The following is a 15,492-nucleotide window of genomic DNA, read 5'->3' on the forward strand; positions in this document are numbered from 1 at the left end:
ATCGGCGGGATGTTGGCGGCGGCTGGCCGGAACTCCGTGGCTGCGTCGAGTGCCCGGAGCTAGCGTCCGTCCGTGACCCGCACTCTGACCGCGACCGTCCCGGCGTCCCGTTACCGCTGGAGTGCGTTCGCGGCCGTGGCGGTCACCGTGGTGGCCTGGGCGTCGGCATTCGTCGCCATCAGAGCCGTCGGCGAGTTCTACGGCGCCGGCCCACTCGCGCTCGGTCGCCTGCTGGTCGGCTCGCTCGCACTGGGCGCCGGGCTGCTCGTCAGCAGGCGCTGGGTCACCCCGACCGCCCGCGAGTGGGGCCTGATCGCGCTGTGCGGGCTCGCCTGGTTCGCCGTGTACAACGTCGCGCTCAACGCCGGCGAGCAGCGCGTCGACGCGGGCACGTCGGCGATGCTGGTGAACGTCGGGCCCATCCTGATCGCGCTGTTCGCCGGCCTGTGGCTCGGTGAGGGATTCCCGCGCTGGCTGGTGATCGGTGCGTTCATCGCGTTCGGCGGCACGGTGCTCGTCGGGCTCGCGACGGCCGGGGACGCGCGCTCGGACGTGCTCGGGGTGCTGCTCTGCCTCGTCGCGGCCCTGACGTATGCGGTGGGCGTGCTCGCGCAGAAGCCGCTGCTGCGCCGGCTGCCGGGACTGCAGGTCACGTGGCTGGCGTGCACGATCGGCGCGCTCGCCTGTCTCCCGTTCACCCCCGGCCTGCTCACCGACCTCGTCGCCGCCCCGGCCGGGGCGACGGCGGGCCTGGTGTACCTGGGAGCCATCCCGACGGCGCTGGCGTTCAGCACCTGGGCCTACGCGCTCGCCCGCATGGACGCCGGCCGGCTCGGGGTCACCACCTACCTCGCGCCCCCGATCGCGATCGTCATGTCGGCGGTACTGCTGGGCGAGCTGCCGCCGGTGCTCGCGCTCGTCGGCGGGGCGATCTGCCTGGTCGGGGTCGCGCTCTCCCGGCGGCGGTAGCGCGCGTTGACGCGGTTGGTCAGACGGTCAGCCGGTAGTCCTCGTCGCGGGCATCGGTGATCAGCATGTGGCCGGGCGCGTGGGCGATCGCGAGCGGGGGGCGGGACTCCACCACCGCGGCCTGCGGAGTCACCCCGCACGCCCAGAACACCGGGACGTCTCCCGGCTCGGGCCGCACCGCGTCCCCGTAGTCGGGAGTGTCCAGATCGGTGATGCCCAGCTCGCTCGGGTCGCCGACGTGCACGGGAGCGCCGTGCACGGCGGGGTAGGCGGCCGTCACGGCCACCGCGGTGTCGACGAGCGCGGCCGGGACCGGGCGCATCGACACGACCAGCGGGCCGCTCACCGCTCCGGCGCTGCGGCAGCGCCGCGAGGTGCGGTACATCGGCACGTTGACGCCCTGCTCGACGTGGCGCACCGGCACGCCCGCCGCGCCGAGCGCCCGCTCGAACGTGAAGCTGCACCCGATGAGGAAGCTCACGAGGTCGTCGCGCCACCACTCCCGCACGTCGGTGGTCTCCGCGGCGAGCTCGCCGTCCAGGTAGACGCGGTAGAGCGGGATGTCGGTGCGGACGTCGCCGTCGAGCAGCGGTCCGGCGACCGCCCCAGCGTCGAGGACGTCGAGCACCGGGCACGGTTGCGGGTTGCGCTGGGCGAAGAGCAGGAAGTCCCAGGCGAGGTCGCGGGGCACCGTGATGAGGTTGGCCTGGGTGTACCCGTCGCACCAGCCCGCGGTCGGTGTGACGAGCCCGTCCCGGAAGCGCGCGCGGGCGTGGGCGGGCTTCTCGGTGGAACTCACGGGGTCTCCTGCCACGGGGGCGGGACGAGCACGAACCGGACGGACTGGCCGGGCCGCACCTGGGCGGCGCGGTCGACGTCCCGGTTGAGCACGACGGCGGCAACCGGGTAGCCACCGGTGACCGGATGGTCGGCGAGGAAGAGTACGGGCTCGCCGCCGGGCGGCACCTGGATCGCCCCGCGGACCATGCCCTCGCTGGGCAGCTCACCCGACCCGGCGCGGTCGAGCTTGCCGCCCTCGAGGCGCATGCCGACGCGGTCGCTGCGGCTGGACGCGGTCCACGTCGTGCGGGTAAGCGCCGCCGGGTCGGCGAGGAACCCCGCGCGCGGCCCCGGCATCGCCCGCAGCACAACCGTGTCGCCGGGCGGCGTGGCCACGGGGGCGACGTCGATCAGCGGGAACCCGGGCGGCTCCGGGCCGACTGGCAGCACCGTCCCCGCACTGAGCTTCTCGGGCCCGAGGCCGGCGAGCACGTCGGTGCTGCGGGAGCCGAGCACGGGTTCCACCGCGATCCCGCCGCGCACGGCCACGTAGGTGCGCAGGCCGGTCGGCGGCACGCCGAGCCGCAGCACCTGGCCGGCCCGCAGGGTGAGCACGGCGTTGTGCCCGACCGGGGTGCCGTCGATGTCGGCCTGTGCAGCCGCGCCGGTGAGCGCGGCGGTGAGCAGGCTGCCGGCCCGCAGCGCGAAGCCCCCGAAGACCACCTCGATGCCTGCGGCGTCCTCGGGGTTGGCGACGAGCCGGTTGGCGAGCTTCAGGGCAGCCCGGTCGGCGGCGCCGGAGCGGCCGACCCCGGACGCCGCGAGCCCTGGCCTCCCGAGGTCCTCGATGAGCGCGAGCGGCCCGGTGCTCAGCACCTCGACCTCGCGCGCCACGCCGCCTCCCGAATCCGCGGCGGCGGTGTGCGCGGGAGCACGCAGCCCGGCGACCCTGGCCGGGCGCCGCCTCCTGGTCCGGACCGTGCGGGCCGTGTTCACCGCACCTCCCGGAACCGGACGCTACTGCCCGGCCGCAGCAGGGCCCCGCCCTCGATGTCCCAGAGCACCGCATCGGTGCGCCCGATCAGCTGCCACCCGCCTGGCGACGAGCGGGGGTAGACGCCGCTGAACTCCCCGGCGAGGCCGACGGAACCCGCCGGGACGGACGTCCTCGGCTCGTCGCGTCGCGCCACGTCCAAGCGCGGGTCGCCACCGGCCAGGTACGCGAAACCTGGCGCGAAGCCGCCGAAGGCCACCCGCCACGGCGTGCCGGTGTGAGCGGCGACGACCCCGTCCCGGCCGAGGCCGGTGAGCTGCCCGACCTCGTCGAGGTCGGGTCCGTCGTAGACCACCTCGATCTCCACCGTCTCGCGGTCGGCAGCCGCCGCGCCGACATCGACAGGCAGGTCGAGCACCGCCTTGCGCACCGTGGCGAGATCCGTGCCCGGTTCGAGCGTGAGCAGCACGGTCCGCGCGGCGGGGATGATGTCGAGCACCCCCGCAGGCGGCGCCCCGCGCACGGCGTCGGCGAGCGCCAGCACCTCGGGCAGCCCGTCGACCTCGATCAGCAGGCCCGCGTCCCCGCACGGCAGGACGTTCGTGTTCACCCCGCAGGCCCGTCGACGAACGGGCGAAGCTCCACACCCGCCGCCGTGAGCCCCGCGCGAACGGCGGTGGCCATCGCGACGGCACCGGGCGAGTCACCGTGCACGCAGGCCGACTCGGCCTCCACCCGCACGTCGCTGCCGTCGACGGCGCGAACGACCCCGTCGGTCACCATCCGCAGCACCCGCGCCGTCACCCCCTCCGGGTCGTGCAGCAGCGCACCGGGCTGGGAACGGGGCACCAGCGTGGCCTCGGGGGTGTAGCCCCGGTCGACGAAGAACTCCCGCACCGTCCGCAGGCCGGCCTTCTCGGCCGCTCCCAGGAACGCCGATCCCGGCAGCCCGAGCACGGGCAGCGTGGAGTCGTAGTCGCGGACTGCGGCCACGACAGCCTCGGCCTGCGCCTCGTGGTGGACGATCGCGTTGTAGAGCGCGCCGTGCGGCTTCACGTAGCGAACGCGGGTCCCCGCCACGCGGCACATCCCGTCGAGCGCGCCGATCTGGTACACGACGTCGTCGGCCAGCGCGGTGGGCTCGACCTCGATGAACCGGCGGCCGAACCCCGCGAGGTCCCGGTAGCCGACCTGAGCCCCGACCGCGACGCCGTTCTGCGCGGCGATGAAGCATGTGCGGCGCAGGGTGGAGGGGTCGCCGGCGTGGAATCCGCACGCCACGTTGGCCGACGTGACGAGGCCGAGCATCGCCTCGTCGTCGCCGAGTACCCAGCGGCCGAACGACTCTCCGACGTCCGAATTGAGGTCCACGGTCATCGCTCTCCTTCGCGGGCCCGGCAGCGTCGACTGGAAATCCGTCAATTGGTGAGCGTAAGGATCGCTCAACAATCCTGCAATAGTCTTGGGGTCGTCCGGATGGGGACCGCCCGTTCTGGGGTACCCGCTGGGGACCACGGTCGGACACGGGAACGCCGCCCGGATGGCGGATACGGGATGCACCTGCGGGCCTTGTGTGCCCTCCGCATGTAGGCGGACACTCTGAGCAACCGCGAGCGTGCGGCGCCGAGCGTGCCCGCGTCGGACCGCCCGAGCGGTTGCCGGGGCCGTCGACCGGTGCCCCCTCCACGGTCGACGGCCCTCGGCGCGCTTCGGGCCCGGGTCGTCCTCAGCCGGTGTTGCGCAGGCCCGCCGCGATGCCGTTGATGGTGAGCAGCAGAGCACGGTGCAGGTCGGGGTCCGGCTCCTCGGTCTTGCGGCGCTGCGCGAGCAGCTCCATCTGCAGGTGGTGCAACGGTTCCAGGTACGCAGAGCGCACCGCGAGCGTGTTGCGTAGCACCGGGTGCCTCGCGAGCAGCGTGCTCCCGCCGGCGAGGCGTAGCACCTCGCGCAGCGTGCGTGCGTGCTCGGCCACGATGTCGTCGAAGATCGGGTGCAGCTCGGGGTCGACCAGCTCGGCCACGTAGAACCCGGCGATCCGCAGGTCGGTCTTCGCGAGCGTCATCTCCACGTTGCCCAGCAGGTTCGTGAAGAAGGGCCACTGCTTCATCTCGTCGAGCACCGGCCCGTAGCCGGCCTCCCGCGCCGCCAGCAGCCCGCTGCCCAGCCCGTACCAGCCGGGCACGACCATCCGCGTCTGCGTCCAGCCGAACACCCACGGGATGGCGCGCAGGTCGTCGAGGGTGGGGGCGCCGCGCCCCGGCCGCCGGGACGGGCGCGAGCCGACGTTGAGCCTGCCCAGTTCGTCCACCGGCGTGGCGGTGGCGAAGAACTCCGGGAGTCCCGGCCGTTCGACCAGGCCGCGGTAGGCGACCCTGGCGGCGTCGCTGACGACGTTCATGGCCTCGTCCCAGCGGTCCAGCGTCGCTCCGCCCCAGCGCGCTGACTGGTGCAGCAGCGTGGCCTCGAGCATCGAGGCCAGCATGATCTCGAGGTTGTGGTGGGCCAGCTCGGGCAGCGAGTACTTGTCGGAGACGACCTCGCCCTGCTCGGTGACCTTCATCGTGGCGTCGACCGAACCGAACGGCGCGGAAGCGACGGCCTCGGCCGACGGCCCGCCGCCGCGTCCCACCGAGCCGCCGCGGCCGTGGAAGAGCCGCAGCCGCACGCCGTGCTTCGCCCCGATGTCCCTCAGCTGGCGCTGCGCGCGGTGGATCTCCCACTGCGACGTCGTGATCCCGGCGCCCTTGTTGGAGTCCGAGTAGCCGAGCATGACCTCCTGCAGGTCACCGCGGTTGCGCACCTGCTGGCGGTAGCCGGGCACGGACAGCAGCTCGTCGAGCAGCTGACCGGCCTGGCTCAGCTCCTCGACGGTCTCGAACAACGGCACGAGGTCGATCGAGGACCGCGGGTCGTGCTGAAGCTCCACCATGAACGCCTCGCGGGCGAGCACCGCCACCGCGAGCATGTCGTCGACGCCCTGGCACATCGAGACGATGTAGGTCTGCGCGACTTCCGGCCCCATCTCGTGCTGCACGTCGTGCAGCAGGTCGAACGTGGCGAGCACGTCGACGGCCTCCTCCGGCAGCCCGTAGTGCCTGCGCATGAGCGGCCGGCCGCTCTCCAGCTCGCGGGACAGCAGCTGGGTGCGTTCGGCCCGGGTCAGCTCGGCGTAGGGCTTGTCCAGCTCGCCCAGCACGTCGTACACGGCTCCGAGCGCGTCGTGATGGCGGGCGCTGTGCTCGCGGATGTCCAGCTCGGCCAGGTGCAGGCCGAGCGCCCGCGCGGTGCGCAGCGCCCTGGCCAGCGTGCCGTCGGCGATCCGGCCGCCGAGGTGGCCGCGAAGGGAGCGGTCCAGCACGGCGAGATCCTCGACGTAGCCGCTCGGCCCCAGGTAGTCCCGCCCCGGCTGGTGCTCGCCGCCGTGCTTGATGCGGGCGCGCGTGTTGGCGAGGCGGGCCTGGACGTAGGAGAGCTTGAGCCGGTAGGGCTCGTGGGCGTTGAGCCGGATGAAGCGGTCGTGCACCTCGGGGAGGGCGCGGCGGTCGCGCGCGAGCGAGCCGCGCAGCTCCTCGGACACCCCGATCACCCGCGTGGAGATGGACAGCTCGCTGACCAGCTCCTCCACCAGGGTCTCGTGGATCCGGACCGCCCGGTCGGAGTAGAGCTCCAGCACCTCACGCGTGACGGCGGGGGTGACGTTGGGGTTGCCGTCGCGGTCGCCGCCGACCCAGCAGCCCAGCGCCAGCGGCCGGGCTCCCTCCGGGACGGTGAACCCTGCCGCGCGCACCTCGCGCTCGAACTCACCGAGGAGATCGGGCACCGCGCCCCTCCCGAGCTGCTCCATGTACCAGCCGATCGCCCTGGCCTCGTCGGCGACGGTCGGCTTGCCGGGGCGCAGCTCGTCGGTCTGCCACAGCAGGTCGACGAGGGCGGCGAGGGTCTCGTCCGGTGCGCCCCGGTCGAGGGCCTCGGCCACCCGCCGCAGCACCGCGAGCACGGACTGGCGGGTGGACTCGGTGGGATGTGCGGTGAAGACCGGCCGCAGCTCCGTGCGGGCGAGCACCTCCTGCACCTCGTCGCGGTCGCTCTCGCCCAGCCGCTCGATAAGCCGCCGCATCGGGCCGCGGCCGTTGGGGTGCGCCGCGGAGATCTCACGGGCGCGGTGGCGCTGCTCCGCGATGTTGGCGAGCTGGAAGTACTGGGAGAACGCCCTGGCCAACGACACGGCGGTGCCCGCGTCGAGCCCGGAGAGCAGCCGGGTGACCTCGGCGTCGCCCGCCGCGTCGCCCTGCACGGCGCTGCGGGAGAGCTTCCGAACCCGTTCCACAAGGTCCAGCAGCTCGGGCCCACCGTGGTGGGCCAGGGTCTCGCCGAGCATCGTGGACAGGCGGCGGATGTCGGCGCGCAGCGCCTCGTGGCCCGACTCCGAGATCACGCCGGCGTGCTGCGCGACGGAGTCGGGCGTGCGCCGGTCCAGCGCGGTCGGGTCGCTGGCAAGGTCGGTCACGGCGTCTCCACAAGACCGTCGGGGAGCCGCTCGCACCACTGAGAACGACGGAACGCCACAATCGTCCACCGTGCGGCAGCAGCTGCGCCACCCCGGGCGGATCCCTGGTGCGGTGGCCGCGAACGTTGCCGGGGTGATCGCGGGATCAGAACGGCGCCTCGCAAGGCGCCCCCGCACCCTCGTACCGGGCGTACTCGGGTGCGGGGGCAACGCGGCGAGGCGTCGTTCTGGCCCGCGAGGACCCGGTGGACGTTTGTGGCCACCGGCCACCGCACTAGGCGCCTAGCCCGGTGAGTGCGGTCATCGCCATCCCGCGCAGAAGTGCGGCCGCCTCCGGACCGTGCCCCGTGTGCGGGGTCGAGTTGAGCAACCCGAACGCCCCGTGCGCCGCGATCCGGGCCGACTCGGCCGGGAGGCCGGGGTGCACGCGCTGGAGGGTCTCCACCCAGATCTCCACGTACGTGCGTTGAAGCTGGCGCACGAGCCTGCGCGGCTCCGCTGGGAGGTTGGCGAGGTCCCGGTCCTGCACCACGATCAGCTCCGGCTCGCGCAGCGCGAAGTCCACTTGGAAGTCGACGAGCTCGGCGAGCACGCGGAGCGGGTCGCTCGACGCCCCTGCGCGCGCCTGCCCGCCGGCGAGGAGGTGTTCGCTGATGCCCACCAGCATCTCCGCGAGGAGGGCCTCCTTGCTGGGGAAATGCCGGTACAGCGCGGGCCCGCTGACGCCGACCGCCGCCCCGAGGTCTGCGATGCTCACACCGTGGAAGCCGTGCCTGGCGAACAGCTCGGCGGCCACGGCGAGGATCTGCGCGCGCCTGCCGCTGCCTGGGTTGATCGCCGGTGACGCAGCCATCACGGCAGCGTAGCCAAGGGTTAGCGCTCCCTAACGCCTTCAGGCCCTTCAACCCCGGTCACAGCGCCGTCACAGGGGTGGCTCGTTACCCTCATTGGCATGTCAGGGCCGGTGGGATGGTTGCGCGCGCGCGCGGGAGTGCGTGTGGTGTCCGCGCTGTCCGCCGCGGTGGTGGTGGCCGTGTCGCTGGTGATGGCCGGCGCCGCGCTCGTGTTCCTGGTTGGCCAGTCGCTGCACGGCAGCGTCGAGTCAGGCGCCGAGCAGCGCGCGCACCTGATCGTGGGCCGGCTCGAGGGGAACTTCCGGGGCACCACTAACGAGAACGCCCGTGAGGCCCTCGACGCGCTGGCCACGCCGGACGACCTCGCCCAGGTGGTCGTCCGGTACGGCACCGATCCCGGCGAGACCGAGACGTGGGTGACCGAGGCCGGCACCGACGCCGTCGGGCGGGACACCCTGATGTCGGGCCTGCTGCCCGCGCCCGGCCAGAGCATCGTCGTGCCGCAGACGGCGATCACCCGGGCCGACGGGAGCACCGTGCAGGCCGTGCTCGTGGCCAGCGGCGCCGAATCCGACGGCCGCAACGTCGTGCTGCTGCTGGCCGTGCCGCTCACCGGTGTGAAGGACGCCACCGACACGCTGGTGTTCTACCTGCTCTGGGGTGTGCCGCTACTGATCCTGGTGGCCGGGCTCGCGACCTACCTGTTCGCAGGGCGGGCGCTGCGGCCGGTCGAGGCCATCCGCAGGCAGGTGGCTGCGATGAACGAGAAGGACCTCGAGCAGCGCGTGCCCGTGCCGATCGCCCGCGACGAGGTGGGCCGGCTCGCCGAGACGATGAACGCCATGATCGCCCGGCTGCAGGACGCCCAGGGCGTGCAGCGGCGGTTCGTCGCCGACGCGAGCCACGAGCTGCGCAGCCCGCTCGCCACCATCGCCACCGGCCTCGAGCTGATGCAGAAGGGCGTGTCCGACCCGTCCACCGTGACGGCGCTGCGCGGCGAGACGCAGCGGCTCAACCGCCTCGTCGAGGCGCTGATCCTGCTGGCGCGCGCCGACGAGCGCGGGCTGCAGCCGCGACGCGAGGAGGTGGATCTCGACGAGGTCGCCGAGGCCGAGCGCGGCCGTCCCGCTGAAGGCAGCGTGGTCGCGGAGGTGCGCACCGAGCCGGTTCGGGTGGTCGGCGACCGCGGCCAGCTCGCGAGGGTGGTGCGCAACCTCGTCGACAACGCCCGCAGGCACGCGCGTAGCCGGGTTGTCGTCACGGTGCGGCGCGACGGCCCGTCGGCCGTGATCGAGGTGGCCGACGACGGACCCGGCGTGCCGGCTGCCGACCGGGCGCGGGTGTTCGAGCGGTTCGTCCGCCTCGACGACGCCCGTGCCCGCGCCGACGGCGGCTCGGGGCTCGGGCTCGCGATCGTCTCCGAGGTGGTGGCTGCCCACGGCGGCACGGTGACGGTGGAGGAGGGGCCGAACGGCGGAGCTCTCTTCCGGGTCCGCCTCCCGGCGGCGGCCCAGCCCGACGAGCGGCCCGCGCGAAAACCGCCAGCCGCGATCGGCGCCAGGCCTGTTCAGGCCGCGCTGGGTCCCGGCAAGCCGACGCCGAGGCCGCGTGTGCCCATGCGCGACGAGGACGCTCGGCGCGATCCGGGCACCAACCCCGGCGGCATCCCCGTCGTGCCGATTCAGCCCGGTTCGACCATCCGGTAGCCGACGCCGCGCAGCGTCTCGATGCTGGTGGTGCCGAACGGCGCGTCGATCTTGCGACGCAGGTAGCCGACGTACACCTCGACGACGTTGACCTCGCCCTCGTAGTGGGCGTCCCAGACGGCGCGCAGGATGTCGGTCTTCGTCACGACCTCGCCTGCATGCTTCATGAGGTGCTCCAGCACGCCGAACTCGCGGGGGGTCAGCGTGATCTCGGTCTTGCCGCGGAAGACGCGGTGGCGGGCCGGATCGAGCTGCAGATCCCCCACATTGAGCACGGTGGGGCGCTGCTCACCCGCTCGCCGCAGCAGTGCGCGGAGCCTGGCCAGCAGCACGACGAACGAGAACGGCTTGACCAGGTAGTCGTCGGCGCCGAGGTCGAACGCGTCGGCCTCGTCGTACTCGCCGTCCTTGGCCGTGAGCATGAGCACGGGGGTCCAGATGTCGGCGGCGCGCAGCCGCTGCAGCACGCGGTAACCCGACAGCCCGGGCAGCATGATGTCGAGCACCACGACGTCGTGCTCGCCGGTGCTCGCCGCAGCGAGCCCGGACGGGCCGTCATGCACCACCTGCACGCTGTGGCCGTCCGCCGCGAGCCCTCGCCGCACCATCTCGGCCAGCGGAACTTCATCCTCGACCAGCAGTACGCGCACGCCTTAAACCGTATCGGCCCAGTCTTGGAGCCTCGCGAGGCTGTCGGCAAGAAGCCCGATCGTCCGGAGACGACCGGTCCCTATGATCATCAGCGCATGGGCCGATCAGGTCAGGGGGCGGGTCGGCGGCGTGCCGCTCGGGGCCGCCACTACCGATGATGATCAAACTCAGCGGACGCTACCGGACCCTGGCACCCCGTCTCCCCGCACGGACGCCCCTGGCGCCTCTGGTTAACGTTCGTTAACATCGCGGGCGACTCCACGTGAGGAGGTCCGATGCCCGCCACCTCCGGCACTGTCCTGCGCACCGCCGCCGCTGTGGGCGACGGCGCGGTGCGCAACGCCGCCGCTCACGGCGAGCTGGTGGCCGACCTGAAGGCGCGGCTCGCTGCCGCGGCCTTGGGCGGCCCGGAGCGGGCCAGGGCACGGCACGTCGAGCGCGGCAAGCTGCTGCCCCGCGACCGGGCGGACGCGCTCCTGGACCCGTCGAGCCCGTTCCTGGAGCTCTCGCCGCTCGCCGCCGCGGGCATGTACGGCGACGAGGCGCCCGGCGCCGGGCTGATCACCGGTGTCGGCCGGGTGGCTGGCCGGGAGTGCGTGGTGGTCGCGAACGACGCCACGGTCAAGGGCGGCACGTACTACCCGATGACGGTGAAGAAGCACCTGCGAGCGCAGGAGGTGGCGCTGCACAACCGGCTGCCCTGCGTGTACCTCGTCGACTCAGGCGGGGCGTACCTGCCCGAGCAGGACTCGGTGTTCCCCGACCGCGAGCACTTCGGGCGGATCTTCTACAACCAGGCACAGATGTCGGCGCAGGGCATTCCGCAGATCGCCGCCGTGCTCGGCTCGTGCACCGCCGGGGGCGCCTACGTGCCCGCGATGAGCGACGAGGCCGTGATCGTCCGGAACCAGGGCACGATCTTCCTCGGTGGCCCGCCGCTGGTGAAGGCGGCGACCGGCGAGGTGGTGACCGCCGAGGAGCTCGGCGGCGGGGACCTGCACTCCAGGATCTCCGGCGTCACGGACCACCTCGCCGACGACGACGCCCATGCCCTGCGGATCGTCCGGTCGATCGTCGGGACGCTCGGGCCGCGGGCGCCGCGGCCGTGGGACGTCCTCCCCACCGAGGAGCCGCTCGCCGATCCCGACGAGCTGTACGCCGTGGTGCCCACCGACTCCCGCACCCCGTACGACGTGCGGGAGGTGATCGCGCGGGTCGTCGACGGGTCGCGGTTCCAGGAGTTCAAGGCCGAGTACGGCACCACGCTCGTGACGGGGTTCGCCCGCATCCACGGCCACCCCGTGGGGATCGTGGCGAACAACGGGATCCTGTTCTCCGAGTCGGCGCTCAAGGGCGCCCACTTCGTCGAGCTGTGCGACCAGCGCGGCGTGCCGCTGGTGTTCCTGCAGAACATCTCGGGCTTCATGGTGGGGCGTGAGTACGAGGCCGGGGGGATCGCGAAGAACGGCGCCAAGATGGTCACCGCCGTGGCCACCACCCGCGTCCCCAAGCTCACAGTGATCATCGGCGGCTCGTTCGGCGCTGGGAACTACTCGATGTGCGGACGGGCGTACTCGCCGCGGTTCCTGTTCATGTGGCCGAACGCCCGGATCTCCGTGATGGGCGGGGAGCAGGCGGCCACGGTGCTCTCGATGGTCCGCGGCAACGGGGGCCCTGACGGGGGCGGGGAGCCGGAGGAGAAGTTCAAGGACCGCATCCGCTCCCAGTACGAGCACCAGGGCCACCCGTACTACTCCACCGCCCGGCTCTGGGACGACGGCGTGATCGACCCGAAGGACACCCGCACGGTCCTCGGCCTCGCTCTGAGCGCGGCGGCGAACGCCCCGCTCGCCGATCCTGCCTTCGGCGTCTTCCGGATGTGAGGGACCACGTGTTCGAGACCGTGCTCGTCGCCAACCGCGGTGAGATCGCCGTGCGGGTGCTGCGCACCCTGCGGCGCATCGGGATCCGGTCGGTCGCCGTGTACGCCGACGCCGACGCGGCAGCCCCGCACGTCGCGCTGGCGGACGTCGCCGTGCGGATCGAGAGCTACCTGTCGATCCCGGCCGTCCTCGACGCCGCGCGGGCAACGGGTGCGCAGGCGATCCACCCCGGCTACGGGTTCCTGTCGGAGAACGCGGCTTTCGCGGCCGCCTGCGCCGACGCCGGGATCGCGTTCGTCGGGCCACCGGCGTCGGCCATCGAGGCGATGGGCGACAAGATCGCGGCCAAGGCCACCGTCGCCAAGGCCGGGGTGCCGGTCGTCCCCGGATCGGACGGCGCAGGCCTCACCGACGACGAGTTGGCCGCCGCCGTCGCGCGTGTCGGGTACCCGGTGCTGATCAAGCCGAGCGCCGGGGGAGGCGGCAAGGGCATGCGTGAGGTGCACCGGCCCGGGGATCTGGCGCAGGCCATCGCGTCCGCCCGGCGGGAGGCCCGCAGCTCCTTCGGTGACGACACCCTGCTGATGGAGCGGCTGGTCACCACCCCACGACACATCGAGATCCAGGTGCTCGCCGACGCTCACGGCAACGTCGTCCACCTCGGCGAGCGTGAGTGCAGCCTGCAGCGGCGCCACCAGAAGATCGTGGAGGAGGCCCCGTCCGCGTTGCTCACCGCCGCGCAGCGGGAGGCGATGGGCGCCGCGGCCGTGGAGGCGGCACGCGCCGTCGCGTACACGGGAGCCGGAACCGTCGAGTTCATCCTCGGTGCGGACGCCCCCGACGAGTTCTTCTTCATGGAGATGAACACCCGGCTGCAGGTGGAGCACCCCGTCACCGAGCTGGTGACCGGCCTCGACCTCGTCGAGCTGCAGTTGCGGGTGGCGGCGGGCGAGGAACTGCCGATCCGGCAGGAGGACGTGCGCCTGTCCGGGCACGCGATCGAGGCGCGCGTCTACGCGGAGGACCCGGCCGCCGGCTTCCTGCCGACCGGTGGCCGGGTGCTCGCCCTGCACGAGCCGTCCGGGCCCGGTGTGCGCGTCGACTCCGGGATCGCCGAAGGAAGCGTGGTCGGCAGCGACTACGACCCGATGCTCGCCAAGGTCATCGCCCACGGCGCCGACCGCCCCGAGGCCCTCCGCAGGCTCGACGCGGCGCTGCGGGACACGGTGGTGCTGGGGCTCGGCACCAACACCGGGTTCCTGCGCGCTCTGCTCGCCGACCCGGACGTCCGCGCGGCCCGGCTGGACACCGGGCTCGTCGGTCGCAGGCTCGGCGAGTGGACCGCGGCCGATCTGCCCACCGACGTGCTGGTCGCCGCGGCGGCGCACGCCCTGCTGGACCTGGAGCCCGACGGGCCCGTGGTCGACCCCTTCGACGTACCCGGCGGGTGGCGTGTTGGCGAACCCGCGTGGACGACCTGGCGCATGTCGGTGACCGGCCACGACCCCGTCCAGGTGCGCGTCCGGGGCCGCGCCGCGGACGCCGAGGCCGTCGTCGGGGACGGCGGCCCGGTGCGGTGCTCGGCCGGCCGATCCGGCGTCACGCTGAGCGTCACGATGGCCGGTACGACCCGCCACTACCGCTGCGCGCAGGACGGCGAGACACTGTGGCTCGGCCGCGACGGGCACGCGTGGGGTGTGCGCGAGCAGGCCCCGCTGGACGCGGCGGCAGCCGTCGCGGAGGGTGCGGGCGGCCCGGTGCTCTCGCCGATGCCCGGCACGGTCACGGTCGTCGAAGTGGCCAACGGTCAGCGCGTGGCTGCGGGCGACCGGCTGGTCGTCGTAGAGGCCATGAAGATGGAGCACGTGCTCACCGCCCCCGTCGACGGGGTGGTCCGCGACTTGCGCGCCCGGGCCGGTGCCACCGTCGCGCGCGACGACGTGCTGCTGAGCGTCGTCACCGAGGAGAGCTGATGGACCTCACCCTGAGCGAGGAGCACGAGGCGCTGCGCGCCACGGTCGAGGAGTTCGCGCGCAAGGTGGTGGCGCCCGTCATCGGCGACATCTACGAGCGCGGCGACTTCCCGTACGACCTGGTGGCCCGAATGGGGGCGATGGGCCTCTTCGGGCTCCCGATCGACGAGGAGCACGGCGGGATGGGCGGCGACTACTTCGCGCTCTGCCTGGCGCTGGAGGAACTGGCCCGCGTCGACTCGTCGGTGGCGATCACGCTGGAGTCCGGGGTGTCGCTCGGTGCGATGCCGATCTACCGGTTCGGCACCGATGCGCAGAAGCGCGAGTGGCTCCCGGCGCTCGCGGCCGGTGAGAGGCTGGGCGCATTCGGGCTCACCGAACCGGGCGGCGGCTCGGACGCGGGCGCCACCCGCACCACCGCCCGCCTCGACGGCGACGAGTGGGTCATCAATGGCTCGAAGGCGTTCATCACGAACTCGGGCACCGACATCACGTCGGTCGTCACGGTCACCGCGATCACGGGTGAGCAGCCGGACGGCCGCAAGGAGATCTCGGCGATCATGGTGCCGGCGGGCACGCCGGGGTTCCGGGTGTCGCAGAAGTACTCGAAGGTCGGCTGGTCGGCCTCCGACACCCACCAGCTGTTCTTCGACGACTGCCGCGTACCCGCGGGGAACCTGCTGGGCGAGCGCGGCCGGGGCTACGCGCAGTTCCTGTCGATCCTTGACGAGGGCCGCGTCGCGATCGCGGCCCTGTCGGTGGGCCTCGCCCAGGGCTGCGTCGACGAGTCGGTGCGTTACGCCCGCGAGCGGGAGGCCTTCGGCCATCCGATCGGGCACTACCAGGCCATCCAGTTCAAGATCGCCGACATGGAGGTGCGGGCGCACACGGCCCGGCTCGCCTACTACGCGGCGGCGGCGAAGATGTTGCGGGGCGAGCCGTTCAAGAAGGAGGCGGCGATCGCGAAGCTCGTGGCGTCGAACGCGGCGATGGACAACGCCCGCGACGCCACGCAGGTGTTCGGCGGCTACGGCTTCATGAACGAGTACCCGGTCGGCCGGTTCTACCGCGATGCCAAGATCCTGGAGATCGGCGAGGGCACCAGCGAGGTCCAGCGGATGCTGATCGCCCGCCAGCTGGGTCTGTGACGCGCCTCCGAACGTCGGCGGGGCCAC

The 15,492-nt window shown here is 73.1% G+C and carries 12 protein-coding genes; 5 read left to right on the forward strand and 7 right to left on the reverse strand.

Translation table 11 applies throughout. The features are described 5' to 3' along the window. The first annotated feature begins 72 nt into the window (after nucleotides 1–72). Nucleotides 73–969 (forward strand): DMT family transporter, encoded by an 897-nt coding sequence (locus tag ABD143_RS07275; protein ID WP_343973035.1) that lies wholly within the window; start codon nucleotides 73–75, stop codon nucleotides 967–969. A 19-nt stretch (nucleotides 970–988) separates the two neighbouring features. Here the strand turns inward: ABD143_RS07275 and ABD143_RS07280 are convergent, their stop codons facing one another. The 6 genes from ABD143_RS07280 to ABD143_RS07305 all read right to left on the reverse strand — a co-directional run bounded on the left by ABD143_RS07280 (nucleotide 989) and on the right by ABD143_RS07305 (nucleotide 8,103). Next, entirely contained in the window at nucleotides 989–1,768 is a 780-nt protein-coding gene (locus ABD143_RS07280) for a putative hydro-lyase (RefSeq protein ID WP_343973038.1), read from the reverse strand. Further along, nucleotides 1,765–2,643, reverse strand: coding sequence for a 5-oxoprolinase subunit C family protein (locus ABD143_RS07285; protein ID WP_343973422.1), 879 nt, complete (start codon nucleotides 2,641–2,643; stop codon nucleotides 1,765–1,767). The genes ABD143_RS07280 and ABD143_RS07285 overlap by 4 nt, the downstream gene beginning before the upstream one ends. A 98-nt stretch (nucleotides 2,644–2,741) precedes the next feature. After that, complete coding sequence (locus ABD143_RS07290; RefSeq protein ID WP_343973041.1) at nucleotides 2,742–3,353, reverse strand: 5-oxoprolinase subunit B family protein; 612 nt, start codon at nucleotides 3,351–3,353, stop codon at nucleotides 2,742–2,744. Next, on the reverse strand, nucleotides 3,350–4,120 hold the full coding sequence (locus ABD143_RS07295; protein ID WP_343973044.1) for a LamB/YcsF family protein: 771 nt from the start codon (nucleotides 4,118–4,120) through the stop codon (nucleotides 3,350–3,352). Before ABD143_RS07295 ends, ABD143_RS07290 begins: the two co-directional genes overlap by 4 nt. Before the next feature lie 349 nt (nucleotides 4,121–4,469). After that, nucleotides 4,470–7,250 carry a phosphoenolpyruvate carboxylase gene (gene ppc / locus ABD143_RS07300; RefSeq protein WP_343973047.1) on the reverse strand — a complete coding sequence of 927 codons (2,781 nt, stop codon included), beginning with the start codon at nucleotides 7,248–7,250 and terminating at the stop codon, nucleotides 4,470–4,472. 274 nt (nucleotides 7,251–7,524) lie between these two features. Beyond that, complete coding sequence (locus ABD143_RS07305) at nucleotides 7,525–8,103, reverse strand: SACE_7040 family transcriptional regulator (protein WP_343973050.1); 579 nt, start codon at nucleotides 8,101–8,103, stop codon at nucleotides 7,525–7,527. 99 nt (nucleotides 8,104–8,202) lie between these two features. On the opposite strand from ABD143_RS07305, the gene ABD143_RS07310 reads away from it, so the two are divergent. After that, entirely contained in the window at nucleotides 8,203–9,810 is a 1,608-nt protein-coding gene (locus tag ABD143_RS07310) for a sensor histidine kinase (RefSeq protein WP_343973053.1), read from the forward strand. On the opposite strand, the gene ABD143_RS07315 is transcribed toward ABD143_RS07310, so the two are convergent. Then, complete coding sequence (locus tag ABD143_RS07315) at nucleotides 9,786–10,460, reverse strand: response regulator transcription factor (protein WP_343973056.1); 675 nt, start codon at nucleotides 10,458–10,460, stop codon at nucleotides 9,786–9,788. The two genes, ABD143_RS07310 and ABD143_RS07315, sit on opposite strands and share 25 nt — an antisense overlap. A 276-nt stretch (nucleotides 10,461–10,736) precedes the next feature. Between ABD143_RS07315 and ABD143_RS07320 the strand changes: the two genes are divergently transcribed. The 3 genes from ABD143_RS07320 to ABD143_RS07330 are packed head-to-tail and all read left to right on the forward strand — an operon-like array spanning nucleotide 10,737 to nucleotide 15,465. Beyond that, complete coding sequence (locus tag ABD143_RS07320) at nucleotides 10,737–12,344, forward strand: carboxyl transferase domain-containing protein (RefSeq protein WP_343973060.1); 1,608 nt, start codon at nucleotides 10,737–10,739, stop codon at nucleotides 12,342–12,344. An 8-nt stretch (nucleotides 12,345–12,352) separates the two neighbouring features. Next, on the forward strand, nucleotides 12,353–14,317 hold the full coding sequence (locus tag ABD143_RS07325; RefSeq protein ID WP_343973063.1) for an acetyl/propionyl/methylcrotonyl-CoA carboxylase subunit alpha: 1,965 nt from the start codon (nucleotides 12,353–12,355) through the stop codon (nucleotides 14,315–14,317). Further along, nucleotides 14,317–15,465, forward strand: coding sequence for an acyl-CoA dehydrogenase family protein (locus ABD143_RS07330; RefSeq protein WP_379660115.1), 1,149 nt, complete (start codon nucleotides 14,317–14,319; stop codon nucleotides 15,463–15,465). The genes ABD143_RS07325 and ABD143_RS07330 overlap by 1 nt, the downstream gene beginning before the upstream one ends. The last annotated feature ends 27 nt before the right edge of the window (nucleotides 15,466–15,492 follow it).

The organism is Pseudonocardia aurantiaca (genome assembly GCF_039526725.1).
In the GTDB taxonomy this organism is placed as follows: domain Bacteria; phylum Actinomycetota; class Actinomycetes; order Mycobacteriales; family Pseudonocardiaceae; genus Pseudonocardia; species Pseudonocardia aurantiaca.